Source organism: Pseudomonas sp. GW821-FHT01C01 (assembly GCF_059422645.1).
This window is the reverse complement of the sequence record NZ_JBWKXF010000037.1, coordinates 41081-58306: the sequence shown is the minus strand read 5'-3', so window position 1 is coordinate 58306 and position 17226 is coordinate 41081. Positions and strand designations below refer to the sequence as shown.

Genomic DNA, 17226 nt, shown 5'->3' with positions numbered 1-17226 from the left:
CGCGAAGGCGGTGGATCAGTCGACATTAATGTTGTCTGACCAACCGCCTTCGCGAGCAAGCCCGCTCCCACATGGGCACATCGTCATCTGGTCCTGATACTCTTTCGCAAAACCCCACCCGAGAGGCCCCATGGCCCTGCCAAGCCGCCATTCACTCTTCCCCTTCCTCACCTGGCTGCCCCGGCAAACCCGCGCCAGCGTCGGTCGTGACCTGATCGTCGGCCTCAGCGGCGCGATTCTGGCGTTGCCGCAATCCATTGCCTACGCACTGATTGCCGGCCTGCCGCCGGAATACGGCCTGTACGCCGCAATCATCCCGGTGCTGATCGCCTGCCTATGGGGTTCGTCGTGGCATTTGATCTGCGGTCCTACGGCGGCCATCTCAATTGTCCTGTATGCCAGCGTCAGTCCTCTGGCCGTGCCGGCCTCGCAGGACTACGTCATGTTGATCCTGTTGCTGACATTTCTTGCCGGCGTCTTTCAGTGGCTGCTGGGTTTGCTGCGGTTTGGCGCGCTGGTGAATTTCGTCTCGCACTCGGTGGTACTCGGTTTCACCCTGGGTGCTGCCGTGGTGATTGCCATCGGTCAATTGCCTAACCTGCTGGGGCTGGACTTGCCCAGCCAAACCACCGCGCTGGATAGTTTCATCACGTTGTTGCGCCATCTCGGCGAAATGGACAAACCTTCGCTGGCGCTGGGGCTGGCGACGGTGGTGGTGGGTGTGATCCTCAAACTGTTGCTGCCACGCTGGCCGACGCTCCTGATCACTCTGGTTCTCGGCGGATTGCTGGTCTGGCTCTGGCCATCGATGTTCGGGCACGTGCAACTGGTCAGCGCTTTCACCGGCAAGCTGCCGCCTTTCAGTCCGTTGCCGCTGGAGCTTGACCTGATCCTGCGCCTGCTGCCCAGCGCCGTGGCAGTGGGCATGCTCGGGCTGGTCACAAGCCTGTCGATTGCCCGCTCGATCTCCGCACGTTCGCAGCAATTGCTCGACGCTAACCAGGAAGTTCGCGCTCAGGGCTTGTCGAACATTGTCGGTGCGTTTTTTTCCGGATCGTTGTCCGCCGGTTCTTTCACTCGCTCAGGCCTGAGCTACGAGGCCGGTGCCTGTTCACCGCTGGCGGGGATTTTTTCGGCACTGTGGGTGGCGCTGTTCGCCATATTCGGCGCGAGCCTGATCGCGCACATACCGATTCCGGCCATGGCCGGGAGCATTCTGTTGATCGCCTGGGGACTGGTGGACCATCGCGGCATTCGCGCGTTGTTACGGGTCAGCCGCGCTGAATTCGTGGTCATGGCGCTGACCTGCGTCGCCACGCTGCTGCTGGAATTGCAAACGGCGATCTACGCCGGCGTATTGGCCTCGCTTTTTTTCTACCTCAAACGCACATCGCAACCACGGGTGCAGCATGTTCGAGATGGCGAGGAAGACATTCTGCGGGTGGGCGGTTCGATCTTTTTCGGTGCCAGCCATTACCTGCAAGTGCGCTTGCAACGGATGCATGGCGCGCGCGTGGTGATCGAGGCGCAGCAGATCAACTTCATCGACTATTCAGGGGTAGAAATGCTGCATCAGGAAGCGCGGCGCCTGTTGCGTCAGGATCGCAGCCTGACCTTGCGCCGGGCACGGCCGCAGGTGGTGGAAGAGTTGAGGAAGCTCGAAGGGGCGGAGAAATGCCCGATCCGGTTTGAGGATTGAAACACCGCCCCTGTAGGAGCGGGCTTGCTCGCGAAGGTCGTGAACGATAACGCGCAAAACCAGATGCCCAGGGCGCCCTCGGGTTTTTCGCGAGCAAGCTCGCTCCTACAGTAGGTTATAGGGCTAACTGCCGCCGTAATTCCGCCAGCACCGGCGCCGTGTCCGGGCGCACCCCGCGCCACAGGAAAAACGCTTCCGCCGCTTGCTCGGCCAGCATCCCCAAGCCATCCATCGCCACCGCCGCGCCATGTTCGCTGGCCCAGCGGCAAAACGAGGTCGGTTCCTTGCCGTACATCATGTCGTAACACACCGTTTTGCCCGGTTCGATCAGGCTGGGTGCAATCGGCGGCACATCGCCCGTCAGGCTCGCCGACGTCGCGTTGATGATCAGGTCCACCGACTCCTGCAACCAGTCGTAACCGCTGGCCGATACCGGCCCCAGATCGCCGAACAATTCCGCCAGCAGCTCAGCCTTGTCCACCGTGCGGTTGGCGATGATCACCGAGGCCGGTTGCTCGGCCAGCAACGGCTCCAAAGCACCACGCACCGCACCGCCGGCACCGAGCAGCAGGATGCGTTTGCCCTTGAGGCTGAATCCGGCATTGACCGTCAGGTCGCGCACCAGCCCGGCACCATCGGTGTTGTCACCCAGCAGACTGCCATCGGCCAGTTTGCTCAGGGTATTGACCGCGCCCGCCCGCTGCGCCCGTGCCGTCAGGCTGTTCGCCAGCCGGTAGGCCTCTTCCTTGAACGGCACCGTCACATTGGCGCCGCGCCCTTCGAGGAAAAACGTCCGGGCACACGTGGAAAAGTCGTCGAGTGGCGCCAGCAATGTGTTGTAGTCCAGTTTCTGCGCCGTCTGCTCAGCAAACAGGCGATGGATCAGCGGCGACTTGCTGTGGCCAATCGGGTTACCGAATACGACATAACGGTCCATCAGGATTCCTCGTTCAGGCTTCGGCCAACCAATCGCGGTCTTGCAGGAAATACTCGGTCAGGCGCGCTTCTTCGCTGCCAGGCGTAGCCTTCCAGTCGTAACCCCAGCGCACTTGTGGTGGCAGCGACATCAAAATCGACTCGGTACGCCCACCCGACTGCAGGCCGAACAGCGTGCCACGGTCATAGACCAGGTTGAATTCAACGTAGCGACCACGGCGGAATTCCTGGAATTCACGCTGTTGGGCGGTGAACGCATCGTTTTTCCGGCGCTGCACGATGGGCAGGTAGGCGTCGATGTACGCATCGCCGATGGCGCGCATGAAAGCGAAGCTGGTGTCGAAATCCCACTCGTTCAGGTCGTCGAAAAACAATCCGCCGATGCCACGCGGCTCGTGGCGATGCTTGATGTGGAAATAGCTGTCGCACCAGGCCTTGTAACGCGGGTAGACGTCAGGGCCGAACGGCGCACAGGCCTGCTCGGCGACGCGGTGCCAGTGCACGCAATCTTCTTCATTACCGTAATAAGGGGTCAGGTCAAAGCCACCGCCGAACCACCAGACCGGCTCTTCGCCTTCTTTTTCAGCGATGAAAAAACGCACGTTGGCGTGGGAAGTCGGCACATGCGGGTTGTGCGGGTGGATCACCAGCGACACACCCAGTGCTTCGAAGCCACGACCGGCCAGTTCCGGTCGATGGGCACTGGCAGAGGGTGGGAGACCGCTGCCAAAGACATGGGAAAAGTTGACGCCGCCCTTTTCAATCACCGCGCCGTTTTCAATCACGCGGGTGCGACCGCCACCGCCGGCAGGCCGGGTCCAGGCGTCTTCGACGAATTGCGTGCCACCGTCTTCGGCTTCCAGGGCAGCGCAAATACGCTCTTGCAGGTCGAGCAGATAGGCTTTTACGGCCTCGGTGCGGGTCGTCATGTCATCACCTTGAATCGGGCAAAACTACGCGGCGCTCCATTGGAGCTCAGCCTGCGCAAATGGGCGCGTAGCATAACATCGCAAGTCGACCCTTCGCAGTTGACGAAGATCAAGCTTAGGAGTCCGATAGGGAGCTTGGTAAAACGACCTATGGAGAGTTCTGATGGCAAAGCGTATCCAGTTCCGCGCCCACGGCGGCCCCGAAGTGCTCGAATATGTGGATTACCAACCCGCCGAGCCAGGTTCCAAGGAAGTGCGCGTGACCAACAAGGCCATCGGCCTGAACTTCATCGACACTTACTACCGCAGCGGTCTGTATCCGCCGCCGTCCCTGCCGTCGGGTGTCGGCTCGGAAGGTGCGGGCGTGGTCGAGGCGGTGGGCAGCGACGTGACCCGCTTCAAGGTCGGTGATCGCGTGGCCTATGGCAGCGGTCCGCTGGGTGCCTACAGTGATGTTCACGTCTTGCCCGAGGCCAATCTGGTAAAACTGCCGGACGCTATCAGTTTCGAACAGGCAGCGGGCGTGATGCTCAAGGGCCTGACCGTGCAGTACCTGCTGCGTCAGACCTATGAACTCAAAGGTGGCGAAACCATCCTGTTCCACGCGGCGGCCGGTGGTGTCGGTTCCCTGGCTTGCCAATGGGCCAGGGCCTTGGGCGTGAAGTTGATCGGCACGGTCAGCTCGGCAGAGAAAGCCGCACTGGCCAAGGCCAACGGTGCCTGGGCGACCATCGACTACAGTCATGAAAACGTCGCACAACGCGTTCTGGAGTTGACCGACGGCAAAAAAGTCCCGGTGGTGTACGACGGCGTCGGCAAGGACACCTGGCTGACTTCACTCGACTGCGCCGCGCCGCGGGGGCTGGTGGTGAGCTTCGGCAATGCGTCCGGCGCAGTGGACGGCGTGAACCTGGGGATTCTCGCGGGCAAAGGTTCGCTGTACGTGACCCGGCCAACCCTGGGCACTTATGCGAACAACGCCGAGAACCTGCAACGCATGGCCGACGAACTGTTCGAGATGATCATCAGCGGCAAGCTGACGGTGGATATCAGCCAGCGTTATCCATTGGCTGACGCGGCGAAGGCGCAAACCGAGTTGTCGGCGCGGCGCACGACAGGCTCGGTTGTTCTGTTGCCTTAAGGACGCCTTCGCTGGCAAGCCAGCTCCTACAAGGTTAGCAATGGACCTGTAGGAGCTGGCTTGCCAGCGATGAACGATGACGCGGTCTCAATCCGGACGCACAACCTTGCCGGTCGCCAGATCGCGAATCACGCTCGGGTTTTTACGCCCGCCCAGACTGCCACCCAGCACCAGATCCACCTGGCCACGGAAATACTGCTCGACGCGAATCCGCGTACGCGCCGCCGGACGTCCTTGCGGGTTGGCCGACGTCGACACCAGCGGCCCGACCAGCGCGCACAAGTCCCGCACCATAGGGTGATCGCTGACCCGCAGCGCCACGGTTTCATGCACGCCGGTAATCCACTGCGGCAACAGGTTCTGGTGTGGCACCAGCCAGGTGTTCGGTCCCGGCCAGGTACTTGCCATGCGGTCCATCCACAACTCGGGGAAGTCTTCGAAAAGGAAATCGAACTGACGGATGTTGTCGGCGACCAGAATCAGCCCCTTGTCCACAGACCGGCCCTTGATCAGCAGCAGACGCTCCACCGCTTCCTCGTCCCACGGGTCGCAACCCAGGCCCCAGACTGCTTCGGTTGGGTAGGCAATCACCGCCCCGGCGCGAATTGCTTGCGCGGCTTGTTGCACACGCCAACTGTTGACCATGAAAAACACTCCAGAATAAGGCTCTGCGCAGTTTACCGATCTTGTTTATAAAACCTAGCTCACACGCGCAAACCAGCGCCCGCTTTCGCAAACGGCGCGACCGTCCATTTCCAGCTCCGTCAACGCCGCCAATACTTTTGGCAAGGCCCAGCCGCTTGCTTCGGCCAGCGCTTCACTGGTGTGAGGCGCGGCATGCAGCAGCTTCAGCAGTGGATGAGCCGATGTCGTGGTGCAGGTTTCTGTGGATAACGACAGTCGTTGCCAGCCACGCAAGGCCTCGAGGATATGTTCGATGGTTTCCACCAGCAGCGCACCGTCACGGATCAACTGATGGCAGCCCCGGGCGCCGGGATGATGGATCGACCCGGGAATCGCAAACACCTCGCGCCCCTGTTCCGCCGCCAGCCTCGCGGTAATCAGTGAACCGCTGGCGACACTGGCTTCGACCACCAGCACCCCGAGTGACAAACCACTGATGATCCGGTTGCGCCGGGGGAAGTTGCCGGCGCTGGGGCCTGCATCCAGCGGAAACTCCGAAAGCACCGCGCTGCCCGACGCAATCATGGCGTCCGCCAGGCGTCGATTTCGCTGTGGATAAAACTTCTCAAGCCCCGTGCCGAGCACACCGACCGTTTGCCCGCCGACGTCCAGCGCGGCCTGGTGCGCGGCGGCGTCAATGCCCAGGGCCAGGCCGCTGGTAATGACAAAACCGGCACCCGCCAGACTGCGGGAAAACGCGGCAGCGGTGTCCATCCCCGGCCGGGACGCGCGACGGCTGCCGACCATCGCCAGTTGTGGTTTTTCCAGAATGCCCGGATCGCCCGCGACAAATAACAGCGGTGGAGCATCGCTTATTTGTGCCAGCAGTGCCGGGTAGTCCGGCTGGTCCCACATCAGTAAATGCTGGCCCGGACGCTCCAGCCAGGCCAATGCATGGCTCGCGCCATCGCGAATGTCAGCGCGGCGGCGTGCCTCCGAACACGCCGGCGGCAGGCCCAGTGCACGCCAGGCACTGGCCGGAGCGCTGATGGCTTTGGACGCCGAACCGAAGGCCTCGAGCAACTTCTTGAAACGCACCGGGCCGAGTTCCGGCAAACGGTGCAGACGTAAACGAGCTTCCAGTTCCGCAGGGGAAACCGGTGTAACAGCCAATAGCGACATGCATCATCCTTGATCGTTATGAGCAACCGAACAAACGGGAATAAGCTGTGGATAACTCTGTTGGTAACTTGTGAAGCACGCTTAGGGATTTCGCACCTTGTCCCACACCGCCAGCGAGCGCGATGCGTTGAGCACCAGCCCGTAGCTGAGTTTGTCGTAGGTACGGAAAACCATCAGCAGACCGGCGCGCTCATCGGGAATTTTCAATGGCTGGCCGGTGATCCGGTCGCGCACGGTTTCGCCGGTTTTCATCACCGCCAGCACATTGCCTTCGGCCAGACCGTCACGCCGCCCCTTGTTCAGCGTGACCACGTCCAGTGCGCCGATCTGCGTCACCCCACGCGGCACATCGATGATCAAGCCGTTGATCTCGGTGCCCGGCGCGCTGGGCGTGAAGGTCGAATTGATCGAGCGCTCTTCGCCGCTGAACAGACGATCGCCGAGGCGGACTTCCTGGGTCGTGCGTTGCAACGTCAGGGTGGCGACGTCGCCTTCGGTGGCAACGACCTCGCCGCCACCGATGTCGTCGGCATTGATCCCCAGAATTTCCTTGCTCTGCGGATCGGTGTAGACCTTGCCCTGGCGGAAGATGCCGTAAACCGATTGCGCCGGATCGAAATGGCCGCGGGCAAAGATCCGGTCACCCGCGCCGCTGAGTACGCGTTCGGCATCGCCGGCGACGATGTAGGGCGCCTTGTCGAAATCCTCGGCCTTGTCGACGATGCGGTTGCTCAGCAGAAAGCTGTTGATCGTTTTCAGTGCGATGCCTGGGATGGGCTCGGTCATTGGGCTGCTGCGCACCTGAGGCGACAGCTTTACGGTGGGAATATCTTCCTTGAGCGGCACTTGCCCGTGCACCAGACCGGCCGAAGCCAGAAGCAGCAAGGCGAGTAGTGATTTCCTCATGCGGTGAATCCCTTTATTATGTACGTTCGCGTGAAACGCCAGAGCCGTCAGTGGCTCACTCCCGGTTTGCTTATGAAGAGAAGGGAGCTACGTTTTACAACGGTGGCCTGCATCTTCGGACTCGCCAGGCCATCGACCCGACCTTACTTCACACGTGCACTGATCAAGCTTATGGCCATTTTAAACATCCTCGAATTCCCTGATCCGCGTCTGCGCACTATCGCCAAGCCAGTGGCCGTAGTGGACGACGAAGTGCGTCAGTTGGTCGACGACATGTTTGAAACAATGTATGAAGCGCCTGGCATCGGCCTCGCCGCTACTCAGGTCAACGTGCACAAACGTATCGTCGTGATGGACCTCTCCGAAGACCGCACCGAGCCTCGAGTGTTCATCAACCCCGAACTCGAACCGCTGACCGACGACATGGGCCAGTACCAGGAAGGCTGCCTTTCGGTACCGGGCTTCTACGAAAACGTCGATCGCCCGCAAAGGGTCAAGGTCAAGGCGCTGGACCGCGACGGCCAGCCCTACGAACTGATCGCCGAAGATTTGCTCGCGGTGTGCATCCAGCACGAATGCGACCACCTCAACGGCAAATTGTTCGTCGATTACCTGTCCACGCTCAAACGCGACCGCATCAAGAAGAAACTGGAAAAGCTTCATCGCCAGAACGCCTGATGCCCATCTTCAAAGGCTTGCTGCGGCAAGCCTTTTTCTTTTCAAGAGACGTCACCCATGACTGAGCCACTGCGCATTGTCTTTGCCGGCACCCCGGAATTCGCCGCCGAACACCTCAAGGCCCTGCTGAGCAGCCCTTATGAGATCGTCGCGGTCTACACCCAACCGGACCGCCCGGCAGGTCGTGGGCAGAAGTTGATGCCGAGCCCGGTCAAGCAGCTTGCTCTGGAGAACAACATCCCGGTGTTGCAGCCGCCAACCCTGCGCAACGAAGACGCGCAAGCCGAACTGGCCGCGCTGAAACCGGACTTGATGGTGGTGGTCGCCTACGGCTTGATCCTGCCGCAAGTGGTACTGGATATTCCACGCCTGGGTTGCATCAACAGCCACGCCTCGCTGCTGCCTCGCTGGCGCGGTGCGGCGCCGATCCAGCGCGCCGTGGAAGCGGGCGACGCCGAAAGCGGTGTGACCGTGATGCGCATGGAAGCCGGCCTCGACACCGGGCCGATGCTGCTCAAGGTCACCACGCCGATCAGCGCCGAAGACACTGGCGGCAGCCTTCACGACCGTCTGGCCGAAATGGGTCCACCGGCCGTGGTTCAGGCGATTGCCGGCCTCGCCGCGGGTACGCTGGAAGGCGAAGTGCAGGACGACAGCCTGGCCACCTACGCGCACAAATTGAACAAGGACGAAGCACGCATCGACTGGAGTCGCCCGGCGATTGAGCTGGAGCGTCTGGTCCGTGCCTTCAACCCGTGGCCGATCACCCACAGCACCTTGAACGGCGAAGCACTGAAGGTGCTGGCCGCCAACCTCGCCGAAGGCAAAGGCGCCCCGGGTGAAATCCTCAGTGCCAGCAAGGACGGTCTGATCGTCGCTTGCAGTGAGCAGGCCCTGTGCCTGACCCGTCTGCAATTGCCCGGCGGCAAGGCGTTGAACTTCAGCGATCTGTTCAACAGCCGTCGCGAGAAATTCGCCACCGGCACTGTCCTCGGTCAAGCGGCGGACGCTCAATGAATCCGCGTCTGGCCGCCGCCAAGGCACTCGCTGCTGTCCTGAACGGAAAAGCCTCGCTGAACAGTTCGCTGCCCACGCAGATGGACAAGGTCGAGGACCGTGATCGCGGCTTCACCCAGGACCTGGCGTTCGGCACCGCACGCTGGCAGCCACGTTTGTCGGCGCTGGCGGCCAAGTTGCTGCAAAAGCCGTTCAAGGCCGCCGACGCCGATGTCGAGGCGCTGCTGCTGGTCGGCCTCTATCAGTTGCTCTACACCCGTGTCCCGGCCCATGCCGCGATTGGCGAGACGGTCGGTTGCGCCGACAAGTTGAAAAAACCATGGGCCAAGGCCTTGCTCAACGCTGTTCTGCGTAACGCTCAGCGCGAAAGCGAAACGATTTTCGCCGAACTGGAACGCGATCCGGTGGTGCGCACCGCCCACCCGCGCTGGCTGCAGAAATCCCTGAAGGCGTTCTGGCCAGAGCAGTGGGAAGCCATTTGCGCCGCCAACAACGCGCATCCGCCAATGATCCTGCGGGTCAATCGTCGCCACCACACCCGGGATGCCTACCTCGGTCTGCTGACTGACGCGGGTATCGCCGCCACGCCGTGTGTCTACAGCCGCGACGGCATCGTGCTCGACGCCGCCGCCGATGTGCGCAGCCTGCCGGGTTTCGCCGAGGGCTGGATCAGCGTGCAGGACGAAGCCGCGCAACTGGCCGCTGATCTGCTCGACCTGGCCCCCGGTCAACGGGTGCTCGACGCCTGCTGCGCGCCGGGCGGCAAGACCTGCCATATTCTCGAAGCCGAGCCAAAACTGGCCGGCGTCGTGGCGGTAGACCTCGAAGCCAAGCGGCTGGTGCGGGTGCGGGAAAACCTCGAACGCCTGAAGCTGAGCGCCGAACTGATTGCCGCCGACGGCCGCGACACTCAGGCGTGGTGGGATGGCAAGCCGTTCCAGCGCATCCTGCTGGACGCGCCATGCTCGGCCACCGGCGTGATTCGTCGTCACCCGGACATCAAGCTGACCCGCCAACCCGACGACATCGCCGCATTGGCAGTGCTGCAAGGCGAGTTGCTCGACGCCATGTGGAACACGCTGGAAGTGGGCGGCATCCTGCTGTACGCCACCTGTTCCACGCTGCCGACCGAGAACACCGAAGTCATCGAAGCCTTCCTCGCCCGCACGCCGGGTGCCCGAGAGCTGGACCTCGCCACGACGGCCGGCATCAAGCAGCCCCATGGTCGCCAGCTGCTGGCCCAGGAAGGCGGCCACGACGGGTTCTACTACGCCAAGCTGATCAAGATCGCCGCCGCTCGCGGTTAAATGGATTCAATGGAGTGAATGGATGAAAATCATCATCCTCGGTGCAGGGCAGGTCGGCGGTTCGCTGGCGGAACACCTGGCCAGCGAAGCCAACGACATCACCGTGGTCGACACCGATGGCGAACGCCTGCGCGACCTTGGCGACCGCCTGGACATCCGCACGGTGCAGGGCCGCGCTTCATTCCCGACCGTGTTGCGTCAGGCCGGGGCCGACGACGCCGACATGCTGGTCGCCGTGACCAACAGCGATGAAACCAACATGGTTGCCTGCCAGGTCGCCCACACTCTGTTCCACACACCGACAAAAATCGCGCGGGTGCGCGAAGCCGCCTACCTGACTCGCGAAGAACAGTTGTTCCAGAACGAAGCGATTCCGGTGGACGTGCTGATCAGCCCCGAGCAGGTGGTCACCAACTACATCAAGCGCCTGATCCAGCATCCCGGCGCCTTGCAGGTGATCGACTTCGCCGAAGGCAAGGCGCAACTGGTGGCCGTGCGGGCTTATTACGGCGGGCCGCTGGTGGGCCAGCAACTGCGGCAGTTGCGTGAACACATGCCGAACGTGGAAACCCGCGTCGCGGCGATTTTCCGTCGTGACCGGCCGATCCTGCCCCAGGGCGACACGGTGATCGAGGCCGACGACGAGGTATTTTTCATCGCCGCCAAAGCGAATATTCGCGCGGTGATGAGCGAAATGCGCCGTCTCGACGAGACTTACAAGCGCATCGTCATTGCCGGTGGCGGGCAGATCGGCGAGCGTCTGGCCGAGGCCATCGAAAGCCGTTATCAGGTAAAGATCATCGAGATGAATCCGGCACGCTGCCGTCATCTCTCGGACCACCTCGACAGCACCGTGGTGTTGCAAGGCAGCGCCTCGGACCGTGACCTGCTGCTGGAAGAGAACATCGCCGATGCGGATCTGTTCCTCGCCCTGACCAACGACGACGAAGCCAACATCATGTCGTCGCTGCTGGCCAAGCGCCTGGGCGCGAAGAAGGTGATGACCATCATCAACAACCCGGCCTATGTCGACCTGATCCAGGGCGGCGACATCGACATCGCCATCAGCCCGCAACTGGCGACCATCGGCACCTTGCTGGCCCACGTGCGCCGGGGCGACATCGTCAGCGTGCACTCACTGCGCCGGGGCGCGGCGGAAGCCATCGAGGCGATTGCCCATGGTGATGCGAAATCCAGCAAGGTAATCGGTAGAGCCATCGAGAACATCGGCCTGCCGCCGGGTACCACCATCGGCGCGATCATCCGCGATGAAGAAGTGATCATCGCCCATGACGACACCGTGATCGAAACCGGCGACCATGTGATTCTGTTCCTTGTGGATAAAAAGCATATTCGCGATGTGGAGAAGTTGTTCCATGTGGGATTGAGCTTCTTCTGATCCATTAGACCGCCTTCGCTGGCAAGCCAGCTCCTACAGAGACTCGCGCATAACCTGTAGGAGCTGGCTTGCCAGCGAAGGCGATTTCGAAAAAGACAACCATTCGGAAACTCCCCCCATGATCGAATCCCTGGAAAAAATGCTCGCCAAGGGTGTGGATAACGCTTTGCTGCGCTTCGGCCTGGGCAAGGGCTATCTGGATCTGGGGGAAAACGCCAAGGCTGTGGAGCATTTTCAGCGCTGCGTCGAATTCGATCCGAAGTATTCGGCGGCGTGGAAACTGCTGGGTAAGGCCCATCTCGCGCTGGCGGACTTTGCGGCTGCGCGGCAGGCTTGGGAACAAGGCCTGGAAGCTGCTCGCGGCCATGGCGACAAGCAGGCAGAGAAGGAAATGACGGTGTTCCTGAAGAAGCTTGAGCGTCAGGCGCACTGATCAGAGATAACGCAAACCGATGCCCTCGGCATCCACCAACACCACTTCCATGCGTACCCGCGGCGCGCCTGTGGGTAAGTCCTGCACCTGCCCATAGACCACCGCCCCCCGGGGCAGCGCCGACAGTTGCGGGTGCTTGACGTAAACGCCGGTGGTCGACAGGTTGCGCGTCTGGCCCAGACAATCGCCGATGCTTTCGTGACTGATCTTGATGCGCAATGACTTGCGGTGTTCGGACATCTTCTGCGCCCTTGAGAACGGGTTGTGGATACGCGTAGGAGCGAGCTTGCTCGCGATGGATGCAAGGGCGCCGCGTTCAACCTGACAGCCCACATCTTCGTTAACGTCCATCGCGAGCAAGCTCGCTCCTACAAGGTTATCCACAGAGTGTGCCAACTGCTTCAGTACCAACGCTCTTCGCCCGGTGGACGCTTCTTGAAGCGCTTCATGCTCCACATGTACTGGCTCGGATACGCCCGCACGTAGCGCTCGACCACCTGGCTCATGGCCGCGCAGGACTCTGCGGTATCGGTGCTGTACATGGCCTCGGGCGCAGCTTCCAGGATGACCTTGTAGCCGGAACCGTCAGGCAAGCGCAGCGCATGCAGGAACACGCCGACCGCTTTGCCGCCGGCGAGCATGTTCGGCACGAATTTGCTGGTCAGCGCCTGGGTGGCGAAGAACGGCACGAAGATCCCGGCGGATTCGGCCGGTTCCGGGTCAGCGGGAATGCCCACTGCACCACCTTTGCGCACTTCCTTGATGACGCTGAGGATGCCTTCCTTGGTGGAAGCAGCGACCTTGTTGCCCAACTGCACCCGCTGCTTTTGCAGCAACTCATCCACTGCCTTCAACTTCGGAGGACGATAGAAAATGATCGGTTTGCACTGGCTGCAATAGAAGTGGTTGAGCACTTCCCAGTTACCCAGGTGGCTGGTGATGCCGACCACGCCTTTGCCGGAGGCGAGGGCGTCTTTCAACACGTCAAGGCCTTCGACCTCGCGCACCAGGTCGATGGAACGCTGGGCCGGCCAGATCCACGCGCAGGCGCTTTCGGTCAGGGACTTGCCGATGTCTTTCAGGCTCTGGCCCACCAGACGCTCACGCTCGACGGGGTCCATGTCCGGAAAGCACTTGGACAGATTGATCCGTACCACGTCGCGGGAACGGTTCGGGGTTTTCCACATGACCCAGCCAATCGCCGAGCCCACGGCCTGCACGGCCCACCACGGAAGCAGGGCAAACAGCCGCAGAGCGCCTACCAGCAAGGCGCCTTTAAACTTATCCACAGGTCACTCCTGATCTTGTGCTGTGCGCGAGGCGGCCATTCTAACCGGCGTTCGCCAGCTGCGCGTAGCGGTCGCAGTCCCGGGTGTGATCCATGACCATGCCCGAGGCCTGCATCAACGCGTAGCAAATGGTCGGCCCGACGAACGTGAAACCGGCTTTTTTCAGGCCTTTGCTCATTTCCACGGCGGCCGGCGTGACGGCCGGCACTTCGCTGCGATCCTTGAAATGATTGATCACAGGCGTGCCACCGACAAACGACCAGAGAAACGCCACCGGGTCCTCCAGCGCCAGCCAGGCCTGGGCATTGCGCCGGGCCGCGTTGAGCTTGAGACGATTGCGGATGATGCCCGGATCGAGCATCAATTCGTCGATTTCGGCATCGCTCATCTGCGCCACGCGCTGGACATCAAAACCGAACATCACCTGACGATAATGCTCGCGTTTGCGCAACACGGTGATCCAGGAAAGCCCGGCCTGGAACCCTTCGAGCAAAAGCAACTCGAACAATCCCTGCGCATCGCGTAGCGGCGTGCCCCACTCCTGATCGTGATAAGCCATGTACAGCGGATCTTCGGAACACCAAAAGCAGCGTGGCATAAGGCTCCAGGGGGCGTGCGCAGCAATGAATCGGGTATACTCCCGCTCTTTAAATCGCAGCCCAAGAAACAGGTGAATTTCGTGAGCCAGCCTACGCCAGCCGTGCGTACCTTCCAAGACTTGATCCTCGCCCTCCAGCAATACTGGGCCGAGCAAGGTTGTGTGGTACTTCAGCCCTACGATATGGAAGTAGGCGCCGGCACTTTCCACACCGCAACATTCCTGCGCGCCATCGGCCCGGAAACCTGGAACGCCGCCTACGTGCAGCCAAGCCGCCGTCCAACTGACGGCCGCTACGGCGAAAACCCGAACCGTCTGCAGCATTACTACCAGTTCCAGGTCGTCCTGAAGCCGAACCCGGACAACTTCCAGGAACTGTACCTGGGCTCGCTCAAGCACGTGGGCCTGGACCCATTGGTGCACGACATCCGTTTCGTTGAAGACAACTGGGAATCGCCGACCCTCGGCGCCTGGGGTCTGGGCTGGGAAGTCTGGCTCAACGGCATGGAAGTGACCCAGTTCACCTACTTCCAGCAAGCGGGCGGCATCGAGTGCTACCCGGTAACCGGCGAGATCACTTACGGTCTCGAGCGTCTGGCCATGTACCTGCAAGGCGTGGACTCGGTCTACGACCTGGTCTGGGCTGATGGTCCGTTCGGCAAGGTGACCTACGGCGACGTGTTCCACCAGAACGAAGTGGAGCAGTCGACCTACAACTTCGAACACGCCAACGTCGAGAAGCTGTTCGAATTGTTCGATTTCTACGAAAGCGAAGCCAAACGCCTGATCGAACTCGACCAGCCGCTGCCGTTGCCGAGCTATGAAATGGTGTTGAAGGCCTCCCATACCTTCAACCTGCTGGATGCGCGCCGGGCAATCTCGGTGACTGCGCGTCAGCAATACATCCTGCGCGTACGCACCCTGGCGCGTTCCGTTGCGCAAGCCTACCTGTTGGCTCGCGCCAAACTGGGCTTCCCGATGGCGACCCCGGACCTGCGTGATGAAGTACTGGCCAAGCTGGAGGCTGCACAATGAGTGCTCTGGATTTTCTGGTTGAACTGGGCACCGAAGAACTGCCACCCAAAGCCCTGAACACCCTGGCCGAGGCGTTCCTCGCCGGTATCGACAAGGGCCTGCAAGCCGCCGGCCTGAACTACGAGACTAAAACCGTTTATGCCGCGCCGCGCCGCCTGGCCGTGCTGATCACCGCACTGGCCACCCAGCAGCCGGATCGCAGCATCAACCTCGACGGCCCGCCACGTCAGGCCGCATTCGATGCTGAAGGCAACCCGACCCAGGCGGCCCTGGGCTTCGCCAAGAAGTGCGGCGTCGAGCTGAGCGAAATCGATCAGAGCGGCCCGAAACTGCGCTACAGCCAAAGCATCGCCGGCAAGCCGACCGCGAGCCTGCTGCCGACCATCGTCGAAGATTCCCTGAACGACCTGCCGATTCCAAAACGCATGCGCTGGGGCGCGCGCAAGGAAGAGTTCGTGCGTCCGACCCAATGGCTGGTGATGCTGCTCGGTGACCAGGTCATCGATTGCACCATCCTCGCCCAGAAGGCTGGCCGCGATTCCCGTGGTCACCGCTTCCATCACCCGGAAAGCGTGCGCATCGGCTCGCCGTCCAGCTACCTGGCCGACCTGCGTGCCGCCTACGTGCTGGCCGACGCCAACGAGCGTCGCGACATCATCAGCAAGCGCACCGAAGAACTGGCCACCCGTCAGGAAGGCACAGCAATCGTTCCGCCAGCGCTGCTCGACGAAGTGACCGCGCTGGTCGAATGGCCGGTGCCGCTGGTGTGCTCGTTCGAGGAACGCTTCCTCGACGTGCCGCAAGAAGCACTGATCACCACCATGCAGGACAACCAGAAGTACTTCTGCCTGCTGGACGCCGACGGCAAGTTGCTGCCACGTTTCATTACCGTGGCCAACATCGAAAGCAAAGACCCGCAGCAGATCATCGCCGGCAACGAGAAAGTGGTTCGCCCACGCCTGACCGACGCCGAGTTCTTCTTCAAGCAAGACAAGAAGCAGAAACTCGAAGACTTCAACCAGCGCCTGCAAAACGTGGTGTTCCAGGAAAAACTCGGCAGCGTCTACGACAAGGCCGAGCGCGTATCCAGACTGGCCGCGTTCATCGCTCAACGCATCGGCGGCAACGCTGCGTGGGCAGCCCGTGCAGGCCTGCTGTCGAAGTGCGACCTGGCGACCGAAATGGTCGGCGAGTTCCCGGAGATGCAAGGTGTCGCCGGTTACTACTACGCCCTCAACGACGGCGAGCCGGAAGACGTCGCCCTGGCCCTGAACGAGCAGTACATGCCGCGCGGTGCCGGCGCTGAATTGCCGTCCACCCTGACCGGTGCGGCCGTGGCCATTGCCGACAAACTGGACACCCTCGTGGGTATCTTCGGTATCGGCATGCTGCCAACCGGCAGCAAAGACCCGTATGCCCTGCGTCGTGCCGCACTGGGCGTGTTGCGCATCCTGATCGAGAAGCAACTGGACCTGGACCTGACCGACGCCGTGGCCTTCGCCGTGGACGCGTTCGGTGCCAAGGTCAAGGCTGCCGGCCTCAACGACTCGGTGCTGGAATTCATCTTCGACCGTCTGCGTGCCCGTTACGAAGACGAAGGCGTGGATGTCGCGACCTACCTCTCGGTCCGTGCCCTCAAGCCAGGCTCGGCCCTGGACTTCGACCAACGCGTGCAAGCGGTAGAAGCTTTCCGCAAATTGCCGGAAGCCGCTGCCCTGGCCGCGGTGAACAAGCGTGTGTCGAACCTGCTGAGCAAGGTTGAAGGCTCGGTGCCTACCGTCGTGGAAGCCAAGTACTTCGACAATGCCAACGAGTTCTCCCTGTACTCGGCGATCCAGCAGGCTGACCAGGCTGTACAGCCAATGGCCGCCTCGCGTCAGTACAGCGAATCCCTGGCACGCCTGGCTGCCTTGCGCGAGCCGGTGGATGCGTTCTTCGAAGCCGTGATGGTCAACGCGGAGGACGCAAAAGTCCGCGCCAACCGTTATGCGTTGCTGGCGCGTCTGCGTGGGTTGTTCCTCGGCGTCGCCGACATTTCGCTGCTGGGTTGAGG

At 61.7% G+C, this 17226-nt stretch carries 17 protein-coding genes; 9 read left to right on the top strand and 8 right to left on the bottom strand.

Translation table 11 applies throughout. The features are described from left to right. Positions 1-130 precede the first annotated feature (130 nt). A complete protein-coding gene (locus tag AC07XF_RS20465) occupies positions 131-1699 on the top strand; it encodes a SulP family inorganic anion transporter (protein ID WP_495027885.1) in 1569 nt (522 codons plus the stop codon). 115 nt (positions 1700-1814) lie between these two features. Here AC07XF_RS20465 and aroE read toward each other — a convergent pair whose 3' ends face one another. Beyond that, complete coding sequence (gene aroE / locus AC07XF_RS20460; protein ID WP_429489592.1) at positions 1815-2636, bottom strand: shikimate dehydrogenase; 822 nt, start codon at positions 2634-2636, stop codon at positions 1815-1817. 13 nt (positions 2637-2649) lie between these two features. Beyond that, entirely contained in the window at positions 2650-3564 is a 915-nt protein-coding gene (gene hemF / locus AC07XF_RS20455; RefSeq protein WP_495027884.1) for an oxygen-dependent coproporphyrinogen oxidase, read from the bottom strand. A gap of 163 nt (positions 3565-3727) precedes the next feature. On the opposite strand from hemF, the gene AC07XF_RS20450 reads away from it, so the two are divergent. After that, complete coding sequence (locus tag AC07XF_RS20450) at positions 3728-4705, top strand: NADPH:quinone reductase (protein WP_495027883.1); 978 nt, start codon at positions 3728-3730, stop codon at positions 4703-4705. A gap of 87 nt (positions 4706-4792) precedes the next feature. Here AC07XF_RS20450 and tsaC read toward each other — a convergent pair whose 3' ends face one another. The 3 genes from tsaC to AC07XF_RS20435 form a co-directional block, all read right to left on the bottom strand. Beyond that, on the bottom strand, positions 4793-5350 hold the full coding sequence (gene tsaC, locus AC07XF_RS20445; protein ID WP_495027882.1) for an L-threonylcarbamoyladenylate synthase type 1 TsaC: 558 nt from the start codon (positions 5348-5350) through the stop codon (positions 4793-4795). Between the two features lie 54 nt (positions 5351-5404). Next, positions 5405-6511: a DNA-processing protein DprA gene (gene dprA, locus AC07XF_RS20440; RefSeq protein WP_495027881.1), complete on the bottom strand. Its 1107-nt coding sequence runs from the start codon at positions 6509-6511 to the stop codon at positions 5405-5407. Positions 6512-6592: 81 nt separating this feature from the next. After that, complete coding sequence (locus AC07XF_RS20435; protein ID WP_495027880.1) at positions 6593-7417, bottom strand: peptidoglycan-binding protein; 825 nt, start codon at positions 7415-7417, stop codon at positions 6593-6595. Positions 7418-7588: 171 nt separating this feature from the next. On the opposite strand from AC07XF_RS20435, the gene def reads away from it, so the two are divergent. The 5 genes from def to AC07XF_RS20410 all read left to right on the top strand — a co-directional run bounded on the left by def (position 7589) and on the right by AC07XF_RS20410 (position 12251). Further along, entirely contained in the window at positions 7589-8095 is a 507-nt protein-coding gene (gene def, locus AC07XF_RS20430; protein WP_034149418.1) for a peptide deformylase, read from the top strand. 57 nt (positions 8096-8152) lie between these two features. Beyond that, positions 8153-9112 (top strand): methionyl-tRNA formyltransferase, encoded by a 960-nt coding sequence (gene fmt, locus AC07XF_RS20425; RefSeq protein WP_495027879.1) that lies wholly within the window; start codon positions 8153-8155, stop codon positions 9110-9112. Beyond that, complete coding sequence (rsmB, locus tag AC07XF_RS20420; protein ID WP_495027878.1) at positions 9109-10419, top strand: 16S rRNA (cytosine(967)-C(5))-methyltransferase RsmB; 1311 nt, start codon at positions 9109-9111, stop codon at positions 10417-10419. Before fmt ends, rsmB begins: the two co-directional genes overlap by 4 nt. A 22-nt stretch (positions 10420-10441) precedes the next feature. After that, positions 10442-11818, top strand: a complete 1377-nt coding sequence (gene trkA / locus AC07XF_RS20415) for a Trk system potassium transporter TrkA (protein ID WP_495027877.1) — start codon at positions 10442-10444, stop codon at positions 11816-11818. Between the two features lie 118 nt (positions 11819-11936). After that, positions 11937-12251, top strand: a complete 315-nt coding sequence (locus AC07XF_RS20410; RefSeq protein ID WP_218431485.1) for a tetratricopeptide repeat protein — start codon at positions 11937-11939, stop codon at positions 12249-12251. On the opposite strand, the gene AC07XF_RS20405 is transcribed toward AC07XF_RS20410, so the two are convergent. From AC07XF_RS20405 to AC07XF_RS20395, 3 genes are all read right to left on the bottom strand, one after another. Next, the gene (locus AC07XF_RS20405; RefSeq protein WP_495027887.1) at positions 12252-12491 is read right to left on the bottom strand and encodes a PilZ domain-containing protein; all 240 of its coding nucleotides are present in this window, start codon (positions 12489-12491) and stop codon (positions 12252-12254) included. Positions 12492-12652: 161 nt separating this feature from the next. Continuing rightward, complete coding sequence (locus tag AC07XF_RS20400) at positions 12653-13540, bottom strand: lysophospholipid acyltransferase (RefSeq protein ID WP_495027876.1); 888 nt, start codon at positions 13538-13540, stop codon at positions 12653-12655. A gap of 40 nt (positions 13541-13580) precedes the next feature. Then, complete coding sequence (locus tag AC07XF_RS20395; protein ID WP_495027875.1) at positions 13581-14138, bottom strand: DNA-3-methyladenine glycosylase I; 558 nt, start codon at positions 14136-14138, stop codon at positions 13581-13583. Positions 14139-14219: 81 nt separating this feature from the next. On the opposite strand from AC07XF_RS20395, the gene glyQ reads away from it, so the two are divergent. Then, positions 14220-15173, top strand: coding sequence for a glycine--tRNA ligase subunit alpha (glyQ, locus tag AC07XF_RS20390; RefSeq protein WP_003213601.1), 954 nt, complete (start codon positions 14220-14222; stop codon positions 15171-15173). After that, the gene (gene glyS / locus AC07XF_RS20385; RefSeq protein ID WP_007985081.1) at positions 15170-17224 is read left to right on the top strand and encodes a glycine--tRNA ligase subunit beta; all 2055 of its coding nucleotides are present in this window, start codon (positions 15170-15172) and stop codon (positions 17222-17224) included. Before glyQ ends, glyS begins: the two co-directional genes overlap by 4 nt. Positions 17225-17226: the final 2 nt, after the last annotated feature.